Origin of the sequence: Pseudomonas sp. 7P_10.2_Bac1 (genome assembly GCF_025465935.1) — a bacterium.
GTDB lineage: Bacteria > Pseudomonadota > Gammaproteobacteria > Pseudomonadales > Pseudomonadaceae > Aquipseudomonas.
In genome coordinates, this window is record NZ_JANLNV010000063.1 from 45641 (window position 1) to 71695 (window position 26055).

Sequence of the window (26055 nt, forward strand, 5' to 3'; positions counted from 1 at the left end):
AATTGGCCTTTTTTGTGCCTGGAAATAAAAGGTATTCGTACAGCGCTAGGGTCAGCTCGCTTTTGCCATGATCAACCGCGATGGGCTGGCCGCTTCCAAACGGATCGCCACGAATTTTGACGTCGGTGTATGGCTGCCATCCCCGGTGCTTTCCAACGGCACCAGCGGGTTGACCTCCGGGTAATATGCCGCCGCTTGCCCGGCCGGAATATCAAACGCCAGCAAGGTGAAGTTCTTCACCCGGCGCTCATGCGCGTCATCCCAGATCGACACGATGTCGACTTTTTGCCCCGGCTTGAAGCCCAGGCGGATGATGTCGGCTTCGTTGGCAAACAGGACGTTACGCTGGCCCTTGACCCCACGATAACGGTCATCGAGGCCGTAGATGGTGGTGTTGTACTGGTCATGGGAGCGCATCGATTGCAGGATCAGGTCCGGCAACTGGCCTGTGGCGCGGGTGCGGGCGTCGATGAGGTCTTGTGGCAACGCGTTGATGCGGAAGTTGGCGCGCTGGGTCGGCGTATTCCACTGCCGTGCCCCGGCCGAGTTACCCAGGTAGAAACCGCCTGGGTGCTGGATGCGCGTGTTGAAGTCTTTGAACCCCGGAATCGTGTCGGCAATCAGCTCGCGAATGCGACTGTAGTCGGCCACGATCCAGTTCCAGTCGATGGGGTGCGTGCCCAATGTGGCAGCGGCAATTGCGGCGATGATCGCAGGCTCAGAGCGCATCTGATTCGACAAGGCTTTGAGCTGGCCATTAGAGGCGTGGACCATGCTGAACGAGTCTTCAACGGTGACCGCCTGCGGGCCCTCGGCCTGAAGGTCGATGTCGGTGCGGCCCAGGCACGGCAAAATCAGCGCCTCTTTGCCGTGCATCAGATGGCTGCGGTTGAGCTTGGTGCTGATCTGCACGGTCAGGTCGCAATTGCGCAGGGCCTGGGCCGTGCGCGGGCTATCAGGAGTGGCTTGGGCAAAGTTGCCGCCCAGGCCAATAAATACCTTGGCTCGACCTTCCAGCATGGCGTGAATGGCTTCGACCACGTTATGGCCGTTTTCACGCGGCACCTTGAAGTTGAAGCGCCGCTCCAGTGAGTCAAGGAAGGCCACTGGTGGCCGTTCATTGATCCCCATGGTGCGGTCGCCCTGCACGTTACTGTGGCCACGCACCGGGCACAGGCCCGCGCCAGGCCGGCCGATGTTTCCGCGCAGCAGCATCAGGTTGGCGATTTCCTGAATGGTCTGCACCGAATGGCGGTGTTGGGTGATGCCCATCGCCCAGCACATGATCACGTTTTTACCCTTGAGGTACATGCGCGCGGCGCGCTCGATGTCCACCAGAGTGAGGCCCGACTGCTCGACGATATGCTCCCAGGACGTGTCGTCCAGGCTGGAGATGTAATCGAGGATGCCCGAGGTGTGTTCATTCAAAAACGCGTGATCGAACACCGCTGGTTCGCCGGCCGCCTGTGCATCGCGCTCCCATTGCAGCAGGAACTTGGCCATGCCGCGCAACAGCGCCATGTCGCCGCCCAACGCCGGGCGCAGGTAGGCGGTGTTGGTGGGGCGGTCGCCGTTGGTGAGCATCTCCAGTGGATGCTGCGGATGCTGGAAGCGCTCCAATCCGCGCTCTTTCAGTGGGTTGACGCACACCACCTGAGCGCCGCGTTTAACCGCTTCGCGCAGCGGTTCAAGCATGCGCGGGTGGTTGGTGCCTGGGTTCTGCCCCAGCACGAAAATCGCGTCGGCGTGTTCAAAGTCATCGAACGTCACGGTGCCTTTGCCCACGCCGATGCTTTGCGCCAGCGCCACACCGCTGGCCTCGTGGCACATGTTCGAGCAGTCCGGGAAGTTGTTGGTGCCGAACGCACGGACAAACAGCTGATACAGGTACGCCGCTTCATTGCTGGCGCGGCCCGAGGTGTAGAACTCGGCTTCGTTGGGGCTCGACAGGTTCAGCAGATGGCGGGCGATTACGCTGTTGGCCGCGTCCCAACTGATGGGCTCGTAATGATCGGTTTCGGCGTTGTAACGCATTGGTTCGGTCAGGCGGCCCTGATATTCAAGCCAGTAATCGCTTTGCTCCAGCAAGGCGCTGACGCTGTATTTGGCGAAGAAGGCTGCGTCTACCCGGCGCTTGGTCGCTTCCCAGTTCACCGCCTTGGCGCCGTTCTCGCAGAACTTGACCATGCCGCTTTCCGGCGAGTCGCCCCAGGCGCAACCCGGGCAATCGAAACCGCCGTTCTGGTTGGTTTTGAGCATCATGCGCAGGTTTTTCAGAGCGTTGTCGCTGGTCAACCAGGCCTGCGCCACACTGATCAGTGCGCCCCAGCCGCCGGCCGGGCCTTTATAAGGCTTGTAGCGCGGATTCGGGGTTTGGTCGGCTTGATGATGAAGGCTCACGATTGAATCTCCTGCGCTGGGCTGTACACACGCGGCGCGCTTTTGTGGGGCAGATGAATAAGGTTCAGGTTATGGCGCCGGGCCCATTGCAGCGCCAGGCCGGTAGGCGAGGACAGGCTGATCAGGGTTTGAATCCCAGCGCGTAACACTTTTTGAATCAGCTCAAGGCTGCAGCGGCTGGTGACAATCGCCGTGCCGCCACTCAGGTCGATGTGCTGGCGCACCAGCGCACCGATCAGTTTGTCGAGGGCGTTGTGCCGGCCGATATCTTCGCGGCCCATCAGCAGTTCGCCCTTGGCGTCCATATAAACAGCGGCATGCACTGCGCCGCAGTGCTGGCCCAGCGGTTGGAAGTCGCTGATGCGCTGGCGCAAGCCTTCGAGCCAATGGGCGGGCGGCAAGGGCGCGCCGGGCAGTACCTTGAGGTCGGGCAGCGCTTGCTCCACCGCCTCAACGCCGCACAAGCCGCAGCCGCTGGTGCCGGCCAGTTGCCGACGCTGTTGCTTGAGGTTCCAGAACGCCCGGCTGGCGATTTCGACCTGAGCGTATTGCGCCGAGCCTGAGCCGCTGAGCTTGAGGTCGTAGATATCGTTCGCGTCTTTGATGATGCCGCTGCCCAGGCTGAAGCCGACGATAAAGTCTTCAAGGTCGGTGGGCGTCACCAGCATCACGGCCTGGTTGATGCCGTTGTAGGCAATCGCCAGTGCCACTTCTTCTGCGAGGGCCGTTTCTGCACCGCTGCCATGGTCGAGCGTGACGTAGTGATAGGTCTGGCTGGCAGCAGGCGCGGGCGTACTGGGAGCGGGCGCCGCGCACAAAGGGCGCTTGGCGTTCATAGGGCTTTACCAACGTGGTCTATGACCCTAAGCGTAGGCGCGACACTGGGTCGCGTCTAATCGCTAGCGTTGATCTGCTGATAGAGGCTGTCGATCAAGACAGGTCGGGTGATTTCTGAAACTGTGCAAAACAGGCTTCTGCCAGCGCCGAACGCGGCGCCTCCCGCCGCATGATCAAACCCAGTTGCGACAAGGTTTTGGCGTCTTCGATCGGGTGCAGGCGCAAGGTGTCGGTCAGCGCTTCAAGCCCGCCTTCAAGCGGCATTACCGCGCAGCAGAGGCCCGCGTGCACCGCTTGCAACAATTGATGAACGGCATCGGTTTGTAACAGGGGATGGGGCGTAAGGCCGCGACTGTGGAAGTTGTGATCGATGGACTGGCGAAAGTGCATTCCGCCGCTGAGCAGCCCCAGAGGCAAGGTGATCAGGGCCTCCCAGCTCAGCGGCTGATCAGCAAAGTTGAAATACCGTTGGTCGTAAAGAAGCCCCATTCGGGTGTCGCCCAGGGCCAGTGAGTCGAAGCGCTCGTGATCAAGGCGGTCCAGGTACGAGACCCCGATATCCAACTGGTTGCTGGCCAGCTGTTCCAGGATTTGCTCCGAACTCAGGGCCGATAGCTCAAAGCGCAGCTCGGGGTGTAGCTGGTGCATGCGTTGCAACAAAGGCAGCGGGTCGAAGCTGGACAACGGCACCACCCCCAGGCGCAACGTACCGATCAAATTGCCGCGACAGGCCGCCGCTTCGGCTTGCAAGCCATCGTAGGCCGCCAGCACGGTGCGTGCCCAGGCGAGGATGCGCTCACCGGGGGCGGTAAAGCTTTCAAAGCGTTGGCCTCGATTGACCAGTTGTAGATCGAGCTCTTGCTCAAGGCTGCGCAAGCGCATCGACAGCGTGGGCTGGGTGATATGGCAACGGGCAGCGGCCTGACCGAAGTGCCGGGTTTCATCCAGGGCAATGAGGAATTTCAGCTGTTTGATGTCCATCCTTGCTCCAGCAATGTTGGTCTACGCTTAGGTCTCTGGATATTTCCTACCTTGGAGCGTGACCTATGAGCCTTTTAAGCTTTGTGAAAGAAGCCGGTGAAAAACTAGCCCACCTGTTCACCCCGGGAAATGCCAATGCCTCAGACGACCTCAAAAAACACGTAGAGGCTGTAGGCTTGGGCAATCCTAATATCAAAGCCGAGGTGGAGGGCGACAAGATAACGCTCAGCGGCGAGGTAGCCTCTCAGGAAGAGAAAGAAAAAATCATACTGGCGGCGGGCAACATTGCCGGTGTGGCCAGCGTTGACGATCAGATCACCGTCAGCGGGCCTGCCGTAGTAGCTTCGCGTTTTGTCGTGGTGAAAAAAGGCGACACCCTGAGCGCGATTTCGCTGGCAGTGTATGGCAACGCCAACCAGTACAACAAAATCTTCGAAGCCAACAAGCCGCTGCTCAAGAGCGTGGACAAAATCTACCCAGGGCAGACGCTGCGTATTCCTGAGTAAGCTGATGTCTGTAGGAGCGAGTTTTTGATCTTTGGAAAGATCGCGAGGCAAGCTCGCTCCTACACGTTTTGTGTGAATCAAAGCCCTTCCAGCAGCTCGCGATAATCCCCCAGTGCCGCGAATTCTTCGGTGTCTTTCGGGCCTTTTTTGCTGTCCGGCTGTTTGACGGCCAGCAGATGGCCTACCCCGAACGCCTGGGCGCTGCGCAGGATTGGCAAGGTGTCGTCGATAAACAGGCTGCGGCTGGGATCAAAGCCGATATCGGCTTGCAGGGCATCCCAGAACGCCGGGCTTTCCTTGGGGAAACCGTAGTCGTGGGAACTGATCAGGCGCTCGAAATACGGCGCCAGTTCAATGCGCTCCAGTTTCAATGACAACGAATCGCGGTGCGCGTTGGTGATCAGGATCACCCGCTTGCCAGCGGCTTTGACCGCGGCTAAAAAGGTGTCCGCATCGGGCCGCAAGGCAATCAGGTGGGCGGTTTCGAGCTTGAGCTCGCGCACCGGAATCTTCAGCTCGCTGCTCCAGAAGTCCAGGCAGTACCATTTCAACTGGCCTGCGTTGTTCTCAAACAGTGGTGTCAGCTCCAGATCTGCCATTGCGCGGCTGATGCCGTGCAAGTCGGCATAACGCTGTGGCAAGTGTTCGAGCCAGAAGTGGTTGTCGTAGTGCAGGTCGAGCAGTGTGCCGTCCATGTCCAGCAGAACGGTATCAATGTCGCGCCAAGGTAACGCTGTCATGCAAAACTTCTCCCACAGTAGAAAAACATCCGACACAGACAATCGGAAAAGCCGGGGTATAGTAACCCGTTCATATTGAGGAGCCGCTATGCGCCAAAAACCCACCGTACTTGCCCGTGAAATTGTTGCCAGTAGCCGATTGTTTCGGGTCGAGGAAGTGCAACTGCGCTTCTCCAATGGCGTTGAGCGCACTTACGAACGGTTGGTGGGGCGCGGCAACGGCTATGGCGCGGTCATGATCGTGGCAATGATCGACGCCGAGCACGCCATTCTGGTCGAAGAATATTGCGGCGGCACCGATGAATACGAAGTGTCATTGCCCAAGGGGTTGATCGAACCGGGCGAAGACGTGCTGGCGGCCGCCGAACGTGAATTGAAAGAAGAAGCAGGCTTTGGTGCCCGACAGTTGGAGCATTTGACTGAGCTGTCGTTGTCGCCGGGGTACATGAGCCAAAAGATTCAGGTGGTGCTGGCTTCAGAGTTGTATGAAGCCCGCCTTGAAGGCGACGAGCCGGAGCCGATGCGGGTTGATCGGGTCAATCTGCGCGAATTGTCCACGCTGGTGCAAAACCCGCAATTCAGCGAAGGCCGTGCCTTGGCCGCGTTGTACCTGGCGCGTGATGTATTGACTCAGCGTGGAGTGTTTAAACCGTGAATGTGGCGCATCCGTTGCTGGCCCCCGTGATCGAACTTGCGCACCGTGCTGGCGAGGCCATCCTGCCGTTCTGGCGTGCAGACGTAGCCGTCACTGCCAAGGCCGATGATTCCCCGGTGACAGCCGCTGACCTGGCAGCGCATCACATTTTGCTCGATGGCCTGACGGCGCTGGACCCAACTATCCCGGTGCTGTCGGAAGAAGACGCGAATATTGCGCAGAGCGTGCGGGAGGGCTGGACGCGCTGGTGGCTGGTCGACCCGTTGGACGGCACCAAGGAGTTCATCTCGGGCAGCGAGGAGTTCACCGTCAACATTGCCCTGATCGAACACGGCCGCGTGGTCTTCGGTGTGGTTTCAATGCCTACCAGTGGCCGTTGTTATTACGGTGGCGCGGATTTGGGTGCCTGGCGGGCGGATGCGGACGTGATCGTGCCGATCCGCGTGCGCGACGTGCTGCCACAAGGCGAACCGCTGATCGTGGTGGCCAGTCGTCGGCATTCAAGCCCCGAGCAAGAGCGCTTGCTGGCCGGGCTGGAGACGGCAGTGGGCACGTTGGAAACTGCCAACATTGGCAGCTCGTTGAAGTTCTGTTTGCTGGCCGAAGGGGCGGCGGATTGCTACCCGCGTCTGGCGCCGACTTCACAGTGGGACACCGCAGCGGCTCAAGGCGTACTGGAAGGCGCGGGTGGGGTGGTGCTGCAACTGGATGGCCAACCGTTCACGTACCCGGCGCGCGAGTCGTTGCTCAATGGCTATTTTTTGGCCTTGCCAGCCAAGGCATCGTGGCGTGAGCAATTGTTGGCGTTGGCAAAAACCCAAAGCCCCTCACCCTAACCCTCTCCCGGAGGGAGAGGGGACTGACCGGGGGATGCTCAAGCCTTGCTGCGATCGTGGAGTGTTGCGCTGACTTTGAAAACACCTCGGTAAAGCGTCCTCTCCCGGTGGGAGAGGGGATTGATCGAGGGATGCTCAAGCCTTGCTGCGGTCGTGGAGTGTTGTGCTGATTTTGAAAACACGTCGTTAAAGCGTTCGATGCGGTCTGGAAGAACGGCGGTGATTCTGAAAACACCTCGTTCAAGCTCCCTCTCCCTCCGGGAGAGGGTTGGGGTGAGGGCAATTAGCGATGCAACACATATTGCCCGCTAAACCGCACCGCATCGTCCCCACCGTCAGCATTGATCAACCGCGTTTCCAGGGTCAGACGCGCCCGCCCATGGCGTTTGTACATCGTCAAAAACTTGTTCCACGCGGCCTCGCTCGGCGCATCGCACAGCGCGATGGCGTCTTGGGTCACAGGCAGCGGGTAGCTGATGTGGCCTTCCTGGATCACGATGTGCCCGTCTTCGACCCCGGCTTCACGCAGGCTCAGGTGCAACCAGCCCCAGCCTGCCAGTACCGCGCCGCAATACAGACTGCCGCCAAACATGGTGCTTTTGTGGTTGATGTTGGCTTCCAGCGGCAATTGCAGACGCAGTTGCCGATCATGCCAGTCGACCACTGTGAGGCCCATTTCACGGGTCAGCGGAATGTCGTGATGAAGGATGGATTCCAGATAACGACTGTCGCGGTTCATGCGGGGGATCCTGTGCAGGTCAATCGAGTTCATCGGTGTGAGGATGGCTGCCGCTCTCGAAGTGAAGCCCGTGTTTGCGCAGCTTGTCATGCAGGGTTTTGCGCGGCACACCCAACGCTTCGGCCAGGCTGCGCATCGAGCTGTGTGAGCGCTCAAGTTCGGCGGCAATCAGGCTTTTTTCGAACTGTTCAACTTGCTCGCTCAAGCTGCCCGACACCCCAAGGTCAGACGCTTGCGTTGTATCGTTGGCATCTTCGTCCAAAGCCAATTCCAGACCCAGGGCAAATCGCTCAGCAACGTTTTGCAGTTCGCGTACATTGCCCGGCCAGGTATGACGCAACAGTTGCGCACGTTGGCCGGGTTGTAGTGCGTTGAGTGCCAGGCCGTGGCGGGTGCTGGCTTCGTCGGCAAAGTGCTGGAACAGCACCAACACGTCATCCCCACGCTCACGCAACGGCGCAATCCGCAGCGGCGCAACGTTCAGCCGGTAGTACAAGTCAGCGCGGAAACGGCCTTGGTCAGCCGACTGGCGAAGGTCTTCCTTGGTCGCGGCGATCACCCGAATGTCCAGCGGGATCAGTTGGTTGCCACCCAAACGTTCGACCACGCGCTCTTGCAGCAAACGCAGCAGTTTGACCTGCACGTCCAGGCTCATGCTTTCGATTTCGTCGAGGAACAACGTCCCGCCATTGGCGAATTCGAATTTGCCGATACGGCGCTTTTGCGCGCCGGTAAAGGCGCCAGGTTCATGGCCGAACAGTTCGCTTTCGACCACCGACTCGGCCAGTGCGCCGGCGTTGATCGCGACGAAGGGGCCGTTGCGGCGGCTCGACAGGTCGTGCAACGCTCGGGCGACGACTTCTTTGCCAGAGCCGGTTTCGCCCAAAATCAAGACGTCCGCCTTGGTCGCCGCCAGCGCGCCGATTTGATCGCGCAGACGCAGCATGGCCGGGGACTGCCCCACCAGCCGGGTGCTCAGTTGCTGGCGGTCACTGAGCGCCAGGCGCAAGCTGCGGTTGTCCAGGACCAATGCGCGCAGGGCCAGCGCCCGGCGCACGCTATCGAGCAACGCGTCGCTGGCGAACGGTTTTTCCAGAAAGTCGTAGGCACCGGCGCGCATGGCTTGCACAGCCAGCGGTACATCGCCATGCCCGGTGATTAACAGCACCGGCAGTTCAGGGTCTTGCGCATGGAGGTGGGTCAGCAACTCCAGCCCGTCCATACCCGGCATGCGGATGTCGCTGACCACCACGCCCGACCAGTCGCGCTCAATACGTTCGGCCAGGCCGTTGGCTTCGGCCAGCGGCAATACGTTAAGCCCGGCCAGGTCCAGGGTTTGATAGAGCGCCTGGCGCAGGTGCGGATCATCGTCGATCAAGATGACCTGAACGCTCGGATCAATGGGTTGGCTCATGACCTGGAGTCCTCTGAAGCTTGCAAGCTCACGCCTGGCGCACCGGCGCGCAGTCGCAGGGTAATTAGGGCGCCGCCTTCCTTGTGGTTGGCGAACAGCAATTCGCCGCCGAACGCACGAATCAGCGTGTCGCAAATGGCCAGCCCCAAACCCAGCCCCTGGGTACGGGTCTTGGTGGTGTAGAACGGCTCGCCGGCGCGGCCCAGGGCTTCCATGCAAAAACCCGGGCCGTTGTCGCGAATGAACACAGTGACGCCTTCAGGCGTGGATTGGGCACTTATCCATAACCGCCGGGGCGGGCCTTTTTCGGTGAGGGCGTCGAGGGCATTGGCCAGCAGGTTGCCCAGCACCTGGCGCAAACGGGTCTCACCGGCTTCGACCCACAGCGTGGCCGCGGGCAAGTCGCGGATCAGCTCGACCTCCATGCTGCGCCGACGCTTGGCCAGCAAGGCCAGGGCATCGTCCAGCGCGGGTTGTAGCGCCACACTTTCCGGCGCGTGCCGATCACGCCGGGCGAACGCACGCAGGTGGGCAATGATCGAGGACATCCGCCCGGTCAATTCGTTGATCAGCTTGAGGTTGCTGCGCGCATCGTCGGTGCGTTGATGATCAAGCAGCACTTCGGCGTTTTCCGCGTAGCTACGGATGGCTGCCAGCGGCTGGTTGAGCTCGTGGCTGATGCTTGCAGACATGGTGCCCAGCGCTGACAACTTGCCGGCCTGGACCAGATCATCCTGGGCGCGCACCAGCTCTTGTTGCGCATGTTCGCGCTCCAGTACTTCCTTGCGCAGGCGCTGGTTGAGGCCTTCGAGGTCGCTGGTGCGCTCAGCCACGCGACCTTCCAGTTCGCGTCGGGCCTTGGCTTCGAAGGCGATGCGCTCCAGGTAGTGACGGCGGCGCTGCATCATCAGGCTGATCAACAGCATGACCACCAGCAAGGTGGCGGCGCCAATGGCCAGCACGGTACGCACCGGGCGGTCGATCAAGGTGCGAGGGGCGAGGATGTTCACGCTCCAGCCGGTCTCATCGATCTTTTGGGTTTGCACCAGCCAGGAGTCGGGATTGATGTTCAGCGGCTGCAGGTTGCGCGTGGGATACGGCAAGATGGCGAAAATGTCCTGCTGCTCTTGCTGCGACAGTTTGCGAGTGGCCTTGAAGCGCCAGTCCGGGCGCGACGTCAGGATGACCACACCGTTGTCGTCCGTCGTCAGCAATTGCTCCGGGGTTTTGCCCCACAGGCGTTCGGTGTGATCGAGGTCAACCTTGACCACCAGCACGCCGACTTTTTTACCGTCCTCGACCACCGGGGCGGCAAAGTAATAGCCGCGCTTGCCGGAGGTGGTGCCCAGCCCGAAGAATCGCCCAAGCTTGCCGTCCATTGCTTCGCTGAAGTACGGACGGAAAGCAAAGTTGCGTCGGATAAAGCTGTCGGGCTTGTCCCAGTTTGACGTCGCCACCGTATTGCCGTCGGCATCGATCAGGTACATCACTTCAGCGCCGGTCTGGCGGGTGATATCTGCGAGCAGTTTGTTGGCTGTGTCCAGAGTCTGCGGGTCTTCAGGATCGGCCAGCGAGTTACGCAGCGCAGGCAGTTCGCCGAGGATTTGTGGCAGCACCTCGTAGCGATGCAACGTGCCCAGCAAGTTGGCCACGTACAGGTCGAGGGTCTGGCGGTTTTGCCCGGCCAGTTCGCTGCGGTAATAGCGCTCGGCCAAATGCTGCAGCGGCCACAGCAAGGGCGCCAGACACAGCGCCAGCAAGGCCAGGCTACGCCAACGGGGACGGCGAGGAGGTGTAGGAGTCGAGATCATGAGGCGCAGTATACCTACGCGGACCTACTGTAGGCGCTGCCCCGTCGTGCAGACACCGCGCCCCCTGCTTTTGGCAGGCGCTGGCGCAGCCTGCGGCAGCTTCTACGCGCGATATTTGCCTGGCACATACCCCGGTAGACACCCATGCCCACACACACAAGCGATGTGGTGCCTTGATAAGAGCGAACCGGGGTGTGCCGTGCTTGGCGTTACTCGGCCAGGCATGCATTGAGTGCAACCCGCCAATCCGGCTGTGTAACCTGCCATTCGCGTGCTAAACGGCTGCAATCCAGGCGCGAGTTTTGTGGGCGGGCGGCGGGCGTCGGGTAGGCGCTGGCCGGGATCGGCTCAAGGCTGGCGCACTGTTTGCCTTGGGCAGTCAGGTGTTCGGCAATGGCCTGGGTGAAGCCAAACCACGAGGTCTCGCCGTGCGCCGTCAGGTGGTAAACGCCCCAGGCACCGGGTTTGCCTGCCTGCCAGCGTTCGATCAGGGCTCGCGTGCTTTGGGCAATGGTGCCGGCCCAGGTCGGAGCGCCAATCTGATCCGCCACCACGCGAAGCTCGGTTCTCTGCGGCAGCAAACGTTGCATGGTCAGCAGGAAGTTTTTGCCGTGGGTGGAGTACACCCAACTGGTGCGCAGGATCAAATGCTGCCCGCCCTCGGCGATGATCGCCTGCTCGCCGGCCAGCTTGCTCTGGCCATAAACGCCCAACGGGTTGGGTTGGTCGTCTTCGGTGTAAGGCGCGTGTTTGCTGCCGTCAAACACGTAATCGGTGGAGTAGTGGATCAGTGGAATACCCAGGGCTTTGGCTTCTTGGGCGAACACACCGGGCGCGATGGCATTGATTGCAAACGCCAGGTCCGGTTCGCTCTCTGCCAGATCCACCGCCGTGTGTGCACCGGCGTTGATGATCAGATCCGGCCTGTGGGCGCGAACCTGTGCGCGGATCTGTTCAGGCTGGCTCAAGTCCAGCTCATCGCGGCCCAACACAATCAGCTCGCCCAGACCGGCAAGACGCTTGGTCAGCTCAACGGCAACCTGGCCGGTCTTGCCGCTGATCAGGATTTTCAAAGGTGAAGGTGCTTGGCTCATGCAATCAAGTCCTTGGTGTCGGTGAAGCCCAGGCGCTGGCCCTGGTAGCTGCCGTCTTGCACGTGTTTGCACCACTCAAGGTTATCCAGGTACCACTGCACGGTTTTGCGCAGACCGGTCTCGAAAGTTTCAGCGGGCACCCAGCCCAGCTCGCGTTCGATTTTACTGGCGTCGATGGCATAGCGCTGATCATGGCCCGGACGGTCCTGAACAAAGGTGATCAGGTCCGCAAACTGCGCCACACCGGCCGGACGCTCGGGCGCCAGCTCTTCCAGCAACGTGCAGATACCGCGTACCACGTCGATGTTCTTTTGCTCGTTGTGGCCGCCAATGTTGTAGGTTTCGCCGACCACACCTTCAGTCACGACCTTGAGCAGGGCGCGGGCGTGGTCTTCCACGAACAGCCAGTCACGCACTTGCAGGCCATTGCCGTACACCGGCAGCGGTTTACCGGCCAAGGCATTGAGAATGACCAGCGGGATCAGCTTTTCCGGGAAGTGGAACGGGCCGTAGTTGTTCGAACAGTTGGTCACCAGCACCGGCAAGCCGTAGGTGCGGTTCCAGGCGCGTACCAGATGATCAGACGCGGCCTTGCTGGCCGAATACGGCGAGCTTGGTGCGTAAGGCGTGGTTTCGGTGAACAGGTCATCGACGCCGTGCAGGTCGCCATACACTTCGTCGGTGGAAATGTGATGGAAGCGAAAGGCACTCTTGGCGGGCTCTGCAAGCTTGGACCAATAAGCGCGGGTGGCTTCCAGCAGGCTGTAAGTGCCGACGATGTTGGTCTGGATGAAGTCCGAAGGGCCATCGATGGAACGATCAACGTGCGACTCTGCCGCCAGGTGCATGATCGCCTGCGGTTGGAAACGCTCGATCACCGCGCTGACCGTCGCCTGGTCGGCGATGTCGGCCTGAACGAACTCGTAGCGCGTGTCGCTCGCAATGCTTTGCAGCGATTCCAGGTTGCCCGCGTAGGTCAACTTGTCGAGGTTGAGCACGTCGTGCGCAGTGTCTTTGATCAGATGGCGGATCAGAGCTGAACCAATAAAACCGGCACCGCCGGTCACTAAGATGCGCATGTGGATATCCCTTATTCCCTGACGGTCTTGAATCATGTGGCGCATAGCTTGTGGGCATGCGCTGGGCGGTGCAAGTGGGAGCGGTCGGGAATAATCCTGTGTGTACTGTAGGAAAGTAAGAAGCACTATTTTTAAGATCGATTTATATCTGTGTTTTATCGATATTGATCAAGATTAAATCCGATAAATGGTTTTTATTATGGATATTTATCGGCTATAAAGGCGCCGTTCATTGACGAAATGCAGACGGGCGTCCAGTGTTTGGGGCCTGTCTGCTTGCTGTACCCATCCACCTTTTTTGGTTTTCTGGAGTCCTGACGGTTATGACGACTTTGCACAGCACGCCTCGCGCTGACGGCTTTTACATGCCTGCTGAATGGGCTCCACAAACCCAGGTCTGGATGATCTGGCCTGAGCGCCCGGACAACTGGCGTTTGGGCGGCAAGCCTGCGCAAGCCGCGCACGCGGCGGTGGCCAAGGCCATTGCGCGCTTTGAGCCAGTGACCGTGGGCGTGTCGGCGGCCCAGTACGAAAACGCGCGTGCGCAACTCGATGTGCCGAACATTCGTGTCGTCGAACTCTCCAACGATGATGCCTGGGTACGTGACAGCGGCCCGACATTCGTGATCAACGACAACGGTGAAGTGCGCGGTGTGAACTGGGACTTCAATGCCTGGGGCGGGTTTGACGGTGGCTTGTACTACCCGTGGAACCGCGATCAGCAAGTGGGCAGCAAGATCCTGGAGATCGAGCGCACGCCGCGTTATTACACTGAAGGCTTTGTGCTGGAAGGCGGTTCTATCCACGTCGATGGCGAAGGCACATTGATCACCACGGCTGAATGCCTGATGAACCGCAACCGCAACCCGCACCTGTCCCGTGAAGAGATCGAAAGCGTGCTGCGTGGGCACCTGTCTGTGGACAAGATCATCTGGCTGCCGGATGGCCTGTTCAATGATGAAACCGACGGCCATGTGGATAACTTCTGCTGCTACGTGGCACCGGGTGAAGTGCTGCTGGCCTGGACCGACGACGAGCGTGACCCCAACTACGTGCGTTGCCACGAAGCGATGAAAGTCCTGTCGAGCTCGACGGATGCCAAGGGCCGTCCTTTTGTCGTGCACAAAATGCCGATTCCTGGGCCGATGCACGCCACTCAAGAAGAATGTGATGGTGTGGATAAAGTCGCTGGCAGCCAGGACCGCAATCCGTCAGAGCGTCTGGCCGGCTCTTACGTGAACTTCCTGATCGTCAACGGAGGCATCATTGCCCCAAGCTTTGACGACCCGATGGACGCGCAGGCCAAAGACATCCTGCAACGCCTGTTTCCGCAACACGAAGTGGTGATGGTGCCGGGCCGTGAACTGCTGCTGGGCGGTGGCAATATCCACTGCCTGACTCAGCAGCAGCCTGCGCCGCACAAGGCTTGATCTGACCCAAGGCTGCAGGAGTTTCGCCGCGTCTTCGACGCAGCGCTGTTGCGCAGCAAGCTGGGTAGGCTGGCATCACCCATCCTGTGGGGGCGGGCTTGCACGCGATTGGAGCGACAAGGTGCAACAGATAGACCGAGTTGCCTGCAACGCGAGCTAACTCGCCCCCACGTTTGGTCTTACGCGCCTCTTGAGTGAACAACATTGCTGCGCGAAGGCGTCTTCCATCAGGCAAACGCCTTCGTGCCGTGGCTGCGCAGAGCCCAAACGATTCAGTGCCTTGAAGAATTTGGCAATTAACCAAATTTTCACGAAATTGACACTTTGCCTTAACGACGGATAGGATTCGCGCCAACGCCTGTGGCGATAAGCCATACACCAACTTTCCTGAAAGACCCGCGCGGCGTCTCGTGCAGGTCTTTTTTGTTTATGTGAAGCAACCACCACTCAATGTTTCAGCTTGATACCCACAGCGCGCTTCTATTCAGAAATAAGGAAAATAAAATGTTAAAAACACGGATAGGTCTACTCGCTCTGGGCGTACTCGGTGCTACCCAGGCCATGGCTAACGATCAAGCTGACGCAAAAGGTTTTGTAGAAGACAGCCACCTGAACGTATTGGCGCGCAACGCCTACATCAGCCGCGACTACAAACACCACAAGCAAGACAAAGCTGAATGGGGCCAAGGCTTCCTCGGCACATTCACCTCCGGCTTCACCCAAGGCACCGTGGGCGTGGGTGTGGATGCTTTCGGCATCTACGCACTGCGTCTGGACGGCGGCAAGGGCAGCAGCGGCGCAGGCGGCATCGACTTCTTCAAGCAAGACCATAACGGCAAAGCGGCTCACGACATCGCCAAAGCTGGCGCTGCAGTGAAGTTCCGCATTTCGAACACCGTGCTGAAATACGGTGATCAAATGCCTGCTCTGCCGGTACTGATGTACGACAACTCGCGTCTGATGCCAGAAAGCTTCACCGGTACTCTGTTGACCTCCAAAGAGATCGACGGTCTGGAAATCAACGTGGGTCGCTTCACTGAAGAGTCGCGTAAAAGTGCTGAAGCACGTAACAGCGGCGGCCTGAAGAGCATCAACGTATTCGGTGGTAGCTACAAGTTCACTGAGCGCTTCTCGGCCTCGTTGTACGGCTCCGAGATGAAAGACGAACTGCGCAAGCAGTACCTGGGCATGACCTATGCTCTGCCACTGGATGACAAACAGTCCCTGACGTTTGACTTCAACGGCTATCGCACCCACGTAGATTCTGGCTACGCGCGTGATGTGCTGCAAGTTGACGGCACAGACAACAAGATCTGGAGCTTGGCAACCACCTACGCTTACGGTCCTCACTCGCTGGTTCTGGCTTACCAGAGCAGCACCGGTGAAATCGGCTACCCATACGGCGGCTACCGCAATGCGGGCGGCGTGGGCGACGGTGGCAACACCATCCTGCTGGCCAACTCCTACTGGTCTGACTTCAACGCCAAAGACGAGCGTTCGTGGCAGCTGGGTTACGGCTTCGACTTCGGCGCCGTTGGCATTCCAGGTCTGACCTACAACATCGCCTACGTACGCGGCACCAACATCGACGACGGTTCGGGCCGTGGTCGTGGTACCGAGCGCGAAATCTACAACCAGGCCAAGTACGTTGTACAAAGCGGTCCGGTTAAAGATCTGAGCGTGCGTCTGCGCGGTTCGTGGTTGCGCGTTTCCAACAACGCCAGCGACTACAACGTCGGCGGCAACGAAGTCCGCGTATTTGTTGATTACCCAATCAGCATTTTCTGATGTGACCGGCTTGCCAGACAGGCCTGACATCTGAATAAAAACGCCCCGAACCGTTTGGTTCGGGGCGTTTTTTTTGGCGGGCTGTCAGGGCGTTCAACAGGGTGTAACACACGACTCGATGTCTATTCCGCTTTCTGTGTGTACTGTGTGTATTAATAAATTGCACCATTATCCGATGGTGTGTAACGTACACAACAGTCTGGGGGTGAAGGAGTGCGCAGTCGTGAGGTAATCGAGAAGTTAGTGGCGGACGGATGGTTTGAGATCGCAGTGAAGGGAAGTCATCACCAGTTCAAGCACCCAACGAAAGCGGGTCGGGTAACTGTTCCACATCCAAAGACTGAAATTGCTAAAGGGACGCTGCATAACATCTTCAAATCTGCGGGTCTTAAAGGAGAGGCAAGGTAATGAGATTTCCTGTCGTAGTACACAAAGATACGGATTCTGAATTCAGTGTAACGGTGCCGGATGTTCCGGGTTGCTACTCTGCGGGCTGCACTTTTTCGCAGGCACTGGATAACGTGCAAGAGGCTTTGGCTTTGCATCTGGAAGGTGTAGTGGCTGACGGCGGTGAGCTTCCACAGGCCAAGGACGTGGATGCGCATTTGGACAATCCAGATTATGCGAATGGGATTTGGGCGGTGGTTGAATTCGATCTGACTCCCTACCTTGGAAAGTCGGTGCGCTTCAACGCCTCCTTGCCTGAGAATTTGCTCTTGCGCATTGATGAACGTGTAAGCAAGGATCACCGTTACGCGTCACGCTCGGGCTTTTTGGCTACCGCTGCTTTGCGCGAACTGGGTGTGTAGAGTGCTTGTTTGTTTAAAGTCTAGTTAACAAAACTCGCGCCGCATGGAGCGAGTTTGCTCGTAATGTTCTTTATCTTCTTAAAACCGCCCACGGATCCCCAGCATCAGTGCTGCATCATGTTAAAGCCTGGGCACGGTCGATTTGGCTCGGTTACAAGGCGCTCAAGCGGCTCTAGAACTATCCCGTCAGCAAGAATGACCAAGCGATTGTCACGACCATCAAAACAGCGAAGCTCACATTCAGTACTCGACTCCAGGTGCGATGGACAAATAGTTTTCGCAGCTTGCTCCCAACCAAGAGCCATAAAAAATCGAACACCACACACACTGCCAGGCAGATGGATGCCTTGGTAAATGACTCCCATGTTGGCGTAACGCCTACAGTAAAACTGCTTAATAACGCGGCAAAGGCGGCATACGCTTTTATATTCGCGATACCCAATATGAAGCCCGCTGTCAGCCCCGGGTTGGTTGCTGTTTGCCCGTCATTGACCGGTGGGGTCGTGGCGATGGCATAGGCTAAATAAAGAATATAAAGAATGGATACTGCGGTGAGCGTCGTGCCCAGGTAGGGGAAACTATGAATAAACGCATCTAGCCCCGCGGTGACCAATGCCAGAGCTATCACAAGCCCTGCGGTAATACCGGCGAAGAACAGGATCGAGCGTTTCAGGCCATAGGCAGCGCCACTCGCTGCCAAAGCCAGCGTGGCAGGACCGGGGCTGGCGAGTAAGGCAATTGCAGCAATGGAGAATGTGAAGGTGGCCTGGTAAATAGAAGGCAGTGTTTCGACCATTTGTGCCTCCTGTATGAGGTGCCAATAGCGTCTATTGGGGTAACCCCTGTTCGTGACAGTAGTAGACCTTTGTGTAGCCTTTCATGAAGTCGATCACACCGTTGGCCACGGCCATCGGGTCTTCTCGGCGAAGTAAGACTTTGGCGATCTGCTCGGCGATCCACCCCATTTCTGCTTCTTTCATCCCGAGGCGGGTAATTTCAACGGTGCCTAGCCGAATACCGGTTTCGCGGTGTGGGTCGACATCCCACGGCAACGGCATTTCATTGGTGATGATGTTGGCGGCCTCCAGACGCTGGACAGCATCCCGGCCACACTCGAAGGGTTTTGAATCCATAACGATCTGATGGGTTTGGGTATAACCCTGCTCTCGATAAAAGACCGTGACCCCTTGGTTCTCCAGTGACCTGGCAAGTGCTCGGGCATTGCGAACCACCTGCTTCATGTAAGCGGTGCCGTACTCAAGCAATTCGGTTGCCGCCACTGCAAGCGCCGCTACGCGATTGATCTGGTGGCTGCCGGTCAAGGTGGGGAAAATCGCCGTGTTGATGGGCACTGTCAGTTCGGGATCATTCCAGACCATGATGCCTCCCTGCGGGCCGCTGAATGTTTTGCCCGAAGACCCGGTCATCAAGTCCGCCCCCTCATTGAGCGGGTCTTGAAAAAGCCCGGAGGCGATTAATCCCAACTGATGGGCAGCGTCGTAATAGACCTTCCCGCCCCAGGGCGAAACGATATTTTTGATCTCCCTGACAGGAAGCGCGAAAAGCGTGAGCGTCATTCCCAACCCGATGACTTGTGGTCTCAAGGCACGGGCCATCTCACTCAACCGATCGAGGTCTACCTCGCCAGTTTTGGGGGTAAAAGGGATGTCCCACACCTTCAGCCCTCTGACGCCCGGCGGCCCATTCATCCTGTTGCTGGTGTCTCCGCCCCTGATAACTGACACCGTCATGATGCTATCACCGGGCCGGGTCAATGCCGTGTAGGCCGCGAGTACCGCCGCCATTCCGCCCATCAACCGATGGTCAGCGTACTGGGCATCAAAGGTCATCTTCAGGAGTTCTACGCATAAGGACTCCAGTTCATCGATATTTTTCATGCCCGAGAAAAATCGGTTATCACGACCGATATGCCCACCTGAGGCGCGTGTACCCACCTCACTGGAAAGAAGGGCGCGTACGGATGGGCTAGTCGGGGATTCAGCCGCCACGAGATTGATGCACTGTTGCCCGCGCCACTGTTCATTTCGTGTAACGGCAGCTCTAACCAGATCGGCCATGGCGGAGTGTGACTGGGCTTGTTTCAACAAAGCGCTGGCGCACTGTAGGCATTGGGCATCGTGCATGATCTGAATCCTGTGGGGCCTGTGGATAACGAAGAAGCACCTTGTTTCAAGTCAGGCTTTTCGCCGCCTCGGCATGCTCGTTCTCCCACCACCGATCATTGCCGTGCAGGTTCCTGTCGAGGTGTTTTTCATCTGCCCACGTCATGTTCAGGATGATTCGCGTAGCGTCTTCATTGAGCGGAACGGTGCGATGGAGCGTCGTATCCGTGCGCAGAAAATAGATATCGCCCGTTTCAAAACCGTAAGTGGCAATCGGGTTACTGCACAGGATTTCATGAATTCTGGGGTTGGATTTGTCCCATGTCGTGTGAGGAACGCATTGCAGCATCCCGCCTTTGGAAATCGGTGGTGTCTCGATAATCCAGATCAGCGCGAAACTGTAATCGCCCCAATGCCAACCATGAGTGTCACCTTTACGCTCCTGTTGGGTGATCAGGTATTCCTCGTCCTTGGAGACTGAAGCAATAATGTTGGTGTCAGCGATCACAGACAGCATGGCCAGCATGGATTCGCACTTGGACAGGGCACAAATGAGCTCACTGTTTTCCGCAATAAATTCGCTGCGTACAACACTCATGTATCGCGGCGTGTAATCGGTGGTCGCCAGATGTAGATCTCTGCGCTCAATCTGGCGATCAATAAGCTTTTTTACCTCGCGGGTAACTTGCTGGCGCAGAGTGTCGCTGACGACATCGCGTAATTTGATAAAACCATTTCGAGAGAACTCATTGCGCAGTATGAACAGTCTTTGCTCAGGAAAGTTGTCTTTATAATACTGTTGCAGCAAGACTTTATCTAACATGTCGTTCATTTCACGTCCTCTAAAATAAATTGAAGCGGATATGGAAATGTTGAAGGTTAAACATTGTGTTTGAGCAGCCAGTGCTGATGACGACCGTTCAAAAACAATAAAACCCCTCTTCAAAAAAGTCTATGGTTTTATCTTCGATCTATGGTATGTAAGTTTTTGAGGTCTTGTTTTCACTTTTCGTAAGGTTCGCCGTATGAAAAAACTTACAAACAGCAGTCAAAAATTAGACTCTATTGATCGCGCGCTCATTTTTGCGCTCTACGAAAACGCCCGCACCTCCATCCGAGCACTTAGCCGCCAAGTGGGCCTCTCGGCGCCAGGTTGCAGCGAACGCATCAGACGTCTGGAGGCGGAAGGTGTCATAACCGGATTCGCTTTGGAGTTGGACGCGCTCGCTCTGGGCTATGTACTGCAGGCATTGGTCCGGGTAAAACCATTACCAGGAAAGTTCCACGAAGTTGAAGCGCTGATCAAACGTATTAAAGAGTGTGTAACCTGCTACAAAATCACGGGCGACGACAGTTTTGTGTGTCATCTGTATATCGAATCAGTTCATCATCTGGACCAGACCCTACAGCAGATAGCGCAATTGGCTGACACCCATACCTCGATAATAAAAACGGTAGATCGGAAGTTACCAGCGATAAATATATAGTCGCTGTGATTTCTGCTCGTCGCTTATTTGCAAATGGTGTGATCTTGATAATTAGTATCCTTTTTTACATGTAAGCCATAGCGTCCCTAATGACTTTTATAGGCTCTCTATCTTCGGAAGGGAATTAATGGCGTGCGGTTTAGATTTTAGTTTTGCTTCAAATCCGCCAGATCTACGCGTGGCTGGAGGGCCGCGGGTTATCATTAGCGATTACGTTGAATTATTTACCGAAGCGTAGGCTTGCTTCTTCAAAAAGCGTGCAGTCTTGATGCCTAGCTGCTACATCATGACGCGGTTTAGATTAAGGCCGTATCTACACCATAGCCCTTGACCACCAGCTCTCAAACCCCAGAAAAAAGGCCCGCCTTGTGGTGAATCTTTTCTGTATTGCGTATGGTGCGGTACTTGAAATATAACTAAAGATTATCTATTTATTTAATAGTTAGTTAAATACAGGCACTAGATAGTGTTATCTCTTAGATTACCCTGATGGTGACGAACGGGTTATTTAGTCTTTACCTCGATGTGGTGTGGTCGAATTACTTTCGTCGGCCCGCCTACCACAGTTAGGAACGGCACATCTTTCCAGCTTTTGAGTATTCCCATATAGACGGGATGAACGACAACACCTGCCCAAGCAGGATGTTGTCATTCTCAGATGTGGCTTACATGCTCCACTTCATGGTCACGGCCACGTTACGTGGGTCGCCGAAGATGTTTGCGCCTGCCGGGTTACTGATGCTCTGGTAGTAGTGCTTGTCGAACACGTTGTTCAGGTTGGCTTGCACTTTGAGGTTTTTGTTCACGTTGTAGCCGGTCATCAGGTCGACGATGCTGTAGCCGCCCTGAGATACGCCGTAAGTTGTGTATGTGCTGCTCTGGCTGCGGAATGAACCGCCGATCGACCATTTTTCGAGGTCGCCCGGCAATTGATAAATGGTGGACAGTTTGAGCAGGTTGTAGGGCGTGTCGCTGTCGAAGCGACCGCTGCCACCTTTGACGTTCTTGGCGCCCGCATAGGTGTAGCCGGCGGAGGCTTGCCAGCCACGGGCAAGCATGCCTTGCAGTTCAAGGTCGACGCCTTTGGTTTCTACTTCGCCAGAAGCCACGGAGCAGGAAGCAACACCCGGTGCACAGGCATCAAGCCCTTGTGCGAGGTTTTCTTGGTTTAACTGGAAGTAGGCCAGGCTAGCGTTCAGCGCCCCGTCAAAGTACTCGCCCTTGATCCCTACTTCGCGGTTGGTACCAGTGACCGGCGGCAGAAGGCTGCCCTGGAAGTTCACGTTGGCTTGCGGCTGGAAGATTCTGGTCCAGCTGGTGTACACCGAGTAGGTTTCGTTGATGTCGTAGATCAGGCCGGCATAGGGCGTGTATTCGCGCGTAGCCTTGTAGTTAGCGCCAAATGCGTAGTCGCCGGAAATCGTGTTCTGTTCGTATTCATACCAATCCAGGCGTGAACCGAGGATCAGTTTCAGGTCGTCACGCAGATGGAAGCGCACGGTGGCGTAGGTACTGTATTGCTCGACCTTGCCCTTACGAGACCAGTTGTAGTTGATGGCCGGTTTTTCTGCGCTGTGATAGTCGAAGTTTGATGGGTCGAGCACGATGTTTGGGTCGTTGAGGAAACCACCGCCCGGGCCATCGTCGGTTTTATCATTGCGATAGCTGCCGCCGATTACCAGTTCGTGGGTCGCACCCAACAGGGTGAAAGGGCCGGAAACGTAGCTGTCGACGCTTTTTTGGGTGTGCTGGTAGGTGTAACGGCCCACGTTCAGGTTCAACTGATCTGCACTTGGGTCCAGTCGATAGAAACTGGTGCCCAGCATGTCCAGGTCGCCTCGCAGCCATGTGGTATTCAGACGTAGCTTCCAGTCGTTGTCGAAGCGGTGCTCAATTTCGGCAAATGCGCTGGTGTTTTTCTTGTTCCAGTAGGTCCAGTTCGGGCTCATGCGTGTCGAGCGGGATATTGGCAGGAACGTGCTATTGGCCTTGGTCGGGATGCCCGACCAGTCGGCTCCTGGGTTGTCTTCACGGTTGTAGTACGCGCCGAGGGTGAGGGTAGTGGCTTCGCTCAGGTCAAATTCGGTGATGCCGTACAACAACTGGCGCTTGCTGCTGTAACCATCGATAAAGCTGTCTTTGTCCTGGAAGGCACCGACCACGCGGCCCCTGATCGAACCGCTGGAATTGAGTGCGCTGCTGGCATCGATTTCGGTGCGGTAGTTGTCCCATGAGCCAGCTCCCAAGGTGACTGAAACTTGCGGCTCGACAGTGGGGCGCTTGCGGATCAGGTTGAGGGTGCCGGAGGGGTTGCCTGCACCGAGCATCAGGCCCGATGCACCGCGCACGACTTCAACCCGGTCGAACATTGCCAGGGTCGACGTGCCAAGGGTGTCGCTGTCATACGCGATTGGCAGTCCGTCAATCATGATGTTGTCGATGGCGGAACCGCGGGAGTAGAACTCTGGACGTTCACCACCGGTTTTACGCATGGTCAAGCCTGGGGTGTAAGTCGAAATGTCCTCCAGAGACTGCATGTTCTGGTCGTCCATGCGTTGGCGAGTGATTACCGTGACCGACTGTGGCGTCTCGCGCATGGAGGTGGCCAGTTTGGTCGCGGTACTCATGGAGCCGGTAGTGTACGATCCGCTTCCCTCTGTCGTTGCTCCCAGCGATTGGCCCGAGACATTCGTCGCGCCAAGTACCACCGTTGTTCCGTGACTGGCCGGGATTAACACATAGCCACCATTGCTTTGACGCTGCGCTTGTAACCCGCTATTGGCCAGCAAGCGCATCAGTCCCTCCTCGACGCTGTACATGCCAGTCAGGCCCGTCGTAGTCAGACGGCGGGTTTGCTCGGTATCAAATGAAATCGTCACGCCCGCCTGCACTCCGAACTGGGTCAGGGCAGGGCCAAGCAGGCCTGAGGCGATCTGGTAGGACGCCTGGCTTTGCGCCAAAACTGGCGTGGACATTAGCGCCAGCCCCGACAGACTCGCGAGGCTCAGTCCAAAGAGAGCCAAGCGAACCGGGCGGGTCATTGAAGTCTTCGCATAGAGGGGAATCAGGGGCATTCGTTGATCCTTGCGTTGTCATGGCAGAAAGTCGCTGTCATCGCGGCTTGTGTCATTGACGGATGAGAATCAAAATCAGCAAGGTGACTTCTTAAACATTTTCAAATCGAATTCATGCCGGTTCGATGCTGGCCCAAAAGCGCGTCAGGTAGCGCACCCTTACGGGTAAAGCCTGGCTCAGGTTTTCCAGCACGGTATCCGTATCATCTATGCGAAACGCGCCTGAGATGCTTAGCCCCTCAACCGATGTTGAACAGCGCAGTACGCCTGGGCGATAGCGTCCCAGCTCTTTGATGAAATCGCCCAGCCGCCAGTCATCCACGCTCAGCATGCCCTGTACCCAAGCGGTCGAGCCCGGGGGCAAAGGGCTGGGAACATCTATTTCATCGCGATCAAAGGTGACTTGCTCTCCGGCATTAAGGCGCAGAGTACGTTCAATATGCTGGTGCGGATTGACCTCAACAGCGGCTTGTAGCACTCCAACGCGCGTTTGGTCGGTTAATTGGCGGACGCTGAATCGGGTGCCCAGTGCATGCACTCGACCTTCTTCGGTCTGCACGATAAATGGGCGCTGGGTGGGGTCCTTGGCGGTTTGAACAAGAATTTCGCCACGGTACAACTGGATCAATCGCTGTTTTGAATCGAAGCGGATATCCAAAGCCGTGTCGGCGTTCAATTCCAGTTGCGAGCCATCGTCTAGGCGCAACGAGCGACGTTCACGCAGACTGGTACGTTGTTGAGCAAGCATTGAGCGATACGGTACTTGCTCCGCTGCCAGCCACGTACAGCCGCTAACAGCTATCAGCATGCTCAGTAGTTTCAGCACATCACGGCGTTGCGCTGTTGCTGCGTCAAGGCTGGATAGGGCCGCTTGTTTGGGCATCATTGCCCACTGTTGCTGGAGCGTTTCGACGCGTGCCCAAGCCGCAGCGTGCTTTGGGCTGGATTGCACCCAAGTTTGCCAGGCTTGAGTCCGTGCCTCGTTGGTAGTCCCGTCATTAAGCTGCACGTACCACGTGGCGGCAGCCTCAAGTGTCTTGAGGTCCAAGGAGGAAGGCATCAGCTCTCGACCAGCAATAGGCAACGGGTCATGGCGCGAATTAGATGATTTTTGACCGTGGTGACCGAGACACCGAAACGTTCAGCAGTTGCAACATAGCTCAGCCCTTCAAGCTGGACCGCGAGGAATATCTCCCGAGTCCTGGTACCCAATTCGTCGAGCAGACTATCGATCGCAACCAGCATTTCGATGATGGACAAACGAATTTCCGGCGAAACCTCTACGGGTTCAGGTCGCTGAGCCAAAGCATAAAGGTAAGCTTGCTCAATGGTGCGGCGGCGAGACTTATCGATCAACAGCGAGCGCGCAATGGCGCTAAGGTAACCCCGCGGTTCGCGAATTGGGGCGTCATGGCGGGCGGTCATGACTCGCAGGAACGTGTCTTGAGCCAAGTCCGAAGCATCGGCGGCATTGCCCAGCCGGACTCGCAACCAGCCCTTCAGCCAGCTGTTGTGATCGCTGTACAGCTGATGAAGAACTGAATGATCAAGCGCTGACATGAGAGAGTCACCCATGACTAAATGGTAATCGATCTCATTGTCATGATGGCAGGCTGTTTATGCAAGTGACTTTTCTAAGGCTGGTGAAGGCTCACAGAGAGTTCAAGAGATTCGTTTAGGTTTGGAGTGTGACCTCATCCGCTGAGTCAAAAACCAGGGCATGTGTTTTTCTTACCAAGCCCATGGATTGTTGCGGGGCCAGGGCTTAGTGATAGCTGATTGAATCGTCTTTACCTGACAAAGGTGGCGCTGGTGCCTGCGATGCGACCCGGAGAGTACATCCATGCGGACGGCCATTGGGCTGGACTAGAGGGTAGAGGCCATTGCCGTCGAAAGGCTTGTAGGCGCGGTCTGTAGGTTTTACCAAGTGGCAAATTGTGTCGAAGAGCGGAGTTGAGGTGCGCGATATAAGGAGGCTCCCTTTTATCGAAGTGACCTGTATCCCAAACGCTACCCTTAAAACGGTTGGAAGCCACCAGTTTCTAAGGGAAATCGATGGAACCCCAAAACGAAAAAACCCGCCAGAAGGCGGGTTTTTCGTTAGTTTCAAAGTCTTAGTAGCAGCCTTTGAAACTTTGTATGGTGCCGGCACCAAGAATCGAACTCGGGACCTACTGATTACAAGTCAGTTGCTCTACCAACTGAGCTATACCGGCTTTATGGGCGTGGAGTATACGCGGATGTTCTGGCTT

The 26055-nt window shown here is 57.2% G+C and carries 23 protein-coding genes and 1 tRNA gene; 8 read left to right on the forward strand and 16 right to left on the reverse strand.

The window, feature by feature from the left end:
• Positions 1 to 51: 51 nt before the first annotated feature.
• From NTD86_RS13355 to NTD86_RS13365, 3 genes are all read right to left on the reverse strand, one after another.
• Positions 52 to 2400: an FdhF/YdeP family oxidoreductase gene (locus NTD86_RS13355; protein WP_262202907.1), complete on the reverse strand. Its 2349-nt coding sequence runs from the start codon at positions 2398 to 2400 to the stop codon at positions 52 to 54.
• Positions 2397 to 3236 (reverse strand): formate dehydrogenase accessory sulfurtransferase FdhD, encoded by an 840-nt coding sequence (gene fdhD / locus NTD86_RS13360; RefSeq protein ID WP_262202908.1) that lies wholly within the window; start codon positions 3234 to 3236, stop codon positions 2397 to 2399. Before fdhD ends, NTD86_RS13355 begins: the two co-directional genes overlap by 4 nt.
• Before the next feature lie 94 nt (positions 3237 to 3330).
• Positions 3331 to 4218, reverse strand: a complete 888-nt coding sequence (locus tag NTD86_RS13365) for a LysR family transcriptional regulator (RefSeq protein WP_262202909.1) — start codon at positions 4216 to 4218, stop codon at positions 3331 to 3333.
• Positions 4219 to 4283: 65 nt separating this feature from the next.
• Between NTD86_RS13365 and lysM the strand changes: the two genes are divergently transcribed.
• Complete coding sequence (lysM, locus tag NTD86_RS13370; protein ID WP_262202910.1) at positions 4284 to 4724, forward strand: peptidoglycan-binding protein LysM; 441 nt, start codon at positions 4284 to 4286, stop codon at positions 4722 to 4724.
• A gap of 77 nt (positions 4725 to 4801) precedes the next feature.
• Here lysM and yrfG read toward each other — a convergent pair whose 3' ends face one another.
• The gene (gene yrfG, locus NTD86_RS13375) at positions 4802 to 5464 is read right to left on the reverse strand and encodes a GMP/IMP nucleotidase (RefSeq protein WP_262202912.1); all 663 of its coding nucleotides are present in this window, start codon (positions 5462 to 5464) and stop codon (positions 4802 to 4804) included.
• An 88-nt stretch (positions 5465 to 5552) separates the two neighbouring features.
• Here yrfG and nudE point away from each other — a divergent pair, with 88 nt between their 5' ends.
• Together nudE and cysQ are read left to right on the forward strand one after the other, a co-directional pair.
• Entirely contained in the window at positions 5553 to 6119 is a 567-nt protein-coding gene (nudE, locus tag NTD86_RS13380; RefSeq protein ID WP_262202913.1) for an ADP compounds hydrolase NudE, read from the forward strand.
• Positions 6116 to 6955, forward strand: coding sequence for a 3'(2'),5'-bisphosphate nucleotidase CysQ (cysQ, locus tag NTD86_RS13385; RefSeq protein WP_262202914.1), 840 nt, complete (start codon positions 6116 to 6118; stop codon positions 6953 to 6955). Before nudE ends, cysQ begins: the two co-directional genes overlap by 4 nt.
• Before the next feature lie 283 nt (positions 6956 to 7238).
• On the opposite strand, the gene NTD86_RS13390 is transcribed toward cysQ, so the two are convergent.
• The 5 genes from NTD86_RS13390 to rfbB form a co-directional block, all read right to left on the reverse strand.
• Positions 7239 to 7694: a thioesterase domain-containing protein gene (locus NTD86_RS13390; RefSeq protein WP_262202915.1), complete on the reverse strand. Its 456-nt coding sequence runs from the start codon at positions 7692 to 7694 to the stop codon at positions 7239 to 7241.
• Positions 7695 to 7713: 19 nt separating this feature from the next.
• Positions 7714 to 9108 carry a sigma-54-dependent transcriptional regulator gene (locus NTD86_RS13395; protein ID WP_262202916.1) on the reverse strand — a complete coding sequence of 465 codons (1395 nt, stop codon included), beginning with the start codon at positions 9106 to 9108 and terminating at the stop codon, positions 7714 to 7716.
• Complete coding sequence (locus NTD86_RS13400; protein ID WP_262202917.1) at positions 9105 to 10919, reverse strand: cache domain-containing protein; 1815 nt, start codon at positions 10917 to 10919, stop codon at positions 9105 to 9107. The genes NTD86_RS13395 and NTD86_RS13400 overlap by 4 nt, the downstream gene beginning before the upstream one ends.
• Before the next feature lie 209 nt (positions 10920 to 11128).
• Positions 11129 to 12013: a dTDP-4-dehydrorhamnose reductase gene (rfbD, locus tag NTD86_RS13405; RefSeq protein ID WP_262202919.1), complete on the reverse strand. Its 885-nt coding sequence runs from the start codon at positions 12011 to 12013 to the stop codon at positions 11129 to 11131.
• Positions 12010 to 13092, reverse strand: a complete 1083-nt coding sequence (gene rfbB / locus NTD86_RS13410; RefSeq protein ID WP_262202920.1) for a dTDP-glucose 4,6-dehydratase — start codon at positions 13090 to 13092, stop codon at positions 12010 to 12012. Before rfbB ends, rfbD begins: the two co-directional genes overlap by 4 nt.
• Positions 13093 to 13415: 323 nt before the next feature.
• Between rfbB and aguA the strand changes: the two genes are divergently transcribed.
• The 4 genes from aguA to NTD86_RS13430 all read left to right on the forward strand — a co-directional run bounded on the left by aguA (position 13416) and on the right by NTD86_RS13430 (position 17119).
• A complete protein-coding gene (aguA, locus tag NTD86_RS13415) occupies positions 13416 to 14522 on the forward strand; it encodes an agmatine deiminase (protein ID WP_262202922.1) in 1107 nt (368 codons plus the stop codon).
• Between the two features lie 504 nt (positions 14523 to 15026).
• Entirely contained in the window at positions 15027 to 16310 is a 1284-nt protein-coding gene (locus NTD86_RS13420) for an OprD family porin (RefSeq protein WP_262202923.1), read from the forward strand.
• 213 nt (positions 16311 to 16523) lie between these two features.
• The gene (locus NTD86_RS13425) at positions 16524 to 16718 is read left to right on the forward strand and encodes a type II toxin-antitoxin system HicA family toxin (RefSeq protein WP_262202924.1); all 195 of its coding nucleotides are present in this window, start codon (positions 16524 to 16526) and stop codon (positions 16716 to 16718) included.
• Positions 16718 to 17119 carry a type II toxin-antitoxin system HicB family antitoxin gene (locus tag NTD86_RS13430; protein WP_262202926.1) on the forward strand — a complete coding sequence of 134 codons (402 nt, stop codon included), beginning with the start codon at positions 16718 to 16720 and terminating at the stop codon, positions 17117 to 17119. The genes NTD86_RS13425 and NTD86_RS13430 overlap by 1 nt, the downstream gene beginning before the upstream one ends.
• 178 nt (positions 17120 to 17297) lie before the next feature.
• Here the strand turns inward: NTD86_RS13430 and NTD86_RS13435 are convergent, their stop codons facing one another.
• From NTD86_RS13435 to NTD86_RS13445, 3 genes are read right to left on the reverse strand one after another with little or no spacing between them, the layout of a single operon-like run.
• The gene (locus NTD86_RS13435) at positions 17298 to 17915 is read right to left on the reverse strand and encodes a LysE family translocator (protein ID WP_262202927.1); all 618 of its coding nucleotides are present in this window, start codon (positions 17913 to 17915) and stop codon (positions 17298 to 17300) included.
• A gap of 31 nt (positions 17916 to 17946) precedes the next feature.
• Complete coding sequence (glyA, locus tag NTD86_RS13440; RefSeq protein ID WP_262202929.1) at positions 17947 to 19263, reverse strand: serine hydroxymethyltransferase; 1317 nt, start codon at positions 19261 to 19263, stop codon at positions 17947 to 17949.
• A gap of 46 nt (positions 19264 to 19309) precedes the next feature.
• Entirely contained in the window at positions 19310 to 20074 is a 765-nt protein-coding gene (locus NTD86_RS13445; RefSeq protein WP_262202930.1) for an ArpA protein, read from the reverse strand.
• A gap of 193 nt (positions 20075 to 20267) precedes the next feature.
• Here NTD86_RS13445 and NTD86_RS13450 point away from each other — a divergent pair, with 193 nt between their 5' ends.
• A complete protein-coding gene (locus NTD86_RS13450; RefSeq protein ID WP_262202932.1) occupies positions 20268 to 20729 on the forward strand; it encodes an Lrp/AsnC family transcriptional regulator in 462 nt (153 codons plus the stop codon).
• A 665-nt stretch (positions 20730 to 21394) separates the two neighbouring features.
• On the opposite strand, the gene NTD86_RS13455 is transcribed toward NTD86_RS13450, so the two are convergent.
• From NTD86_RS13455 to NTD86_RS13470, 4 genes are all read right to left on the reverse strand, one after another.
• Entirely contained in the window at positions 21395 to 23803 is a 2409-nt protein-coding gene (locus NTD86_RS13455; RefSeq protein WP_262202933.1) for a TonB-dependent siderophore receptor, read from the reverse strand.
• A gap of 112 nt (positions 23804 to 23915) precedes the next feature.
• The gene (locus tag NTD86_RS13460; protein ID WP_262202935.1) at positions 23916 to 24863 is read right to left on the reverse strand and encodes a FecR domain-containing protein; all 948 of its coding nucleotides are present in this window, start codon (positions 24861 to 24863) and stop codon (positions 23916 to 23918) included.
• Positions 24863 to 25363, reverse strand: a complete 501-nt coding sequence (locus tag NTD86_RS13465; protein WP_262202936.1) for a sigma-70 family RNA polymerase sigma factor — start codon at positions 25361 to 25363, stop codon at positions 24863 to 24865. The genes NTD86_RS13460 and NTD86_RS13465 overlap by 1 nt, the downstream gene beginning before the upstream one ends.
• Before the next feature lie 580 nt (positions 25364 to 25943).
• Positions 25944 to 26019: transfer RNA gene (locus tag NTD86_RS13470), tRNA-Thr, on the reverse strand.
• Positions 26020 to 26055 lie beyond the last annotated feature (36 nt).

Bases quoted from the DNA above. Each gene is read 5' to 3' on its own strand.
- fdhD (WP_262202908.1), bottom strand. From the start codon at position 3,236: ATGAACGCCAAGCGCCCTTTGTGCGCGGCGCCCGCTCCCAGTACGCCC.
- NTD86_RS13365 (WP_262202909.1), bottom strand. From the start codon at position 4,218: ATGGACATCAAACAGCTGAAATTCCTCATTGCCCTGGATGAAACCCGG.
- lysM (WP_262202910.1), top strand. From the start codon at position 4,284: ATGAGCCTTTTAAGCTTTGTGAAAGAAGCCGGTGAAAAACTAGCCCAC.
- yrfG (WP_262202912.1), bottom strand. From the start codon at position 5,464: ATGACAGCGTTACCTTGGCGCGACATTGATACCGTTCTGCTGGACATG.
- nudE (WP_262202913.1), top strand. From the start codon at position 5,553: ATGCGCCAAAAACCCACCGTACTTGCCCGTGAAATTGTTGCCAGTAGC.
- NTD86_RS13390 (WP_262202915.1), bottom strand. From the start codon at position 7,694: ATGAACCGCGACAGTCGTTATCTGGAATCCATCCTTCATCACGACATT.
- NTD86_RS13395 (WP_262202916.1), bottom strand. From the start codon at position 9,108: ATGAGCCAACCCATTGATCCGAGCGTTCAGGTCATCTTGATCGACGAT.
- NTD86_RS13400 (WP_262202917.1), bottom strand. From the start codon at position 10,919: ATGATCTCGACTCCTACACCTCCTCGCCGTCCCCGTTGGCGTAGCCTG.
- rfbD (WP_262202919.1), bottom strand. From the start codon at position 12,013: ATGAGCCAAGCACCTTCACCTTTGAAAATCCTGATCAGCGGCAAGACC.
- rfbB (WP_262202920.1), bottom strand. From the start codon at position 13,092: ATGCGCATCTTAGTGACCGGCGGTGCCGGTTTTATTGGTTCAGCTCTG.
- aguA (WP_262202922.1), top strand. From the start codon at position 13,416: ATGACGACTTTGCACAGCACGCCTCGCGCTGACGGCTTTTACATGCCT.
- NTD86_RS13420 (WP_262202923.1), top strand. From the start codon at position 15,027: ATGTTAAAAACACGGATAGGTCTACTCGCTCTGGGCGTACTCGGTGCT.
- NTD86_RS13430 (WP_262202926.1), top strand. From the start codon at position 16,718: ATGAGATTTCCTGTCGTAGTACACAAAGATACGGATTCTGAATTCAGT.
- NTD86_RS13435 (WP_262202927.1), bottom strand. From the start codon at position 17,915: ATGGTCGAAACACTGCCTTCTATTTACCAGGCCACCTTCACATTCTCC.
- glyA (WP_262202929.1), bottom strand. From the start codon at position 19,263: ATGCACGATGCCCAATGCCTACAGTGCGCCAGCGCTTTGTTGAAACAA.
- NTD86_RS13445 (WP_262202930.1), bottom strand. From the start codon at position 20,074: ATGAACGACATGTTAGATAAAGTCTTGCTGCAACAGTATTATAAAGAC.
- NTD86_RS13450 (WP_262202932.1), top strand. From the start codon at position 20,268: ATGAAAAAACTTACAAACAGCAGTCAAAAATTAGACTCTATTGATCGC.
- NTD86_RS13455 (WP_262202933.1), bottom strand. From the start codon at position 23,803: ATGCCCCTGATTCCCCTCTATGCGAAGACTTCAATGACCCGCCCGGTT.
- NTD86_RS13460 (WP_262202935.1), bottom strand. From the start codon at position 24,863: ATGCCTTCCTCCTTGGACCTCAAGACACTTGAGGCTGCCGCCACGTGG.
- NTD86_RS13465 (WP_262202936.1), bottom strand. From the start codon at position 25,363: ATGTCAGCGCTTGATCATTCAGTTCTTCATCAGCTGTACAGCGATCAC.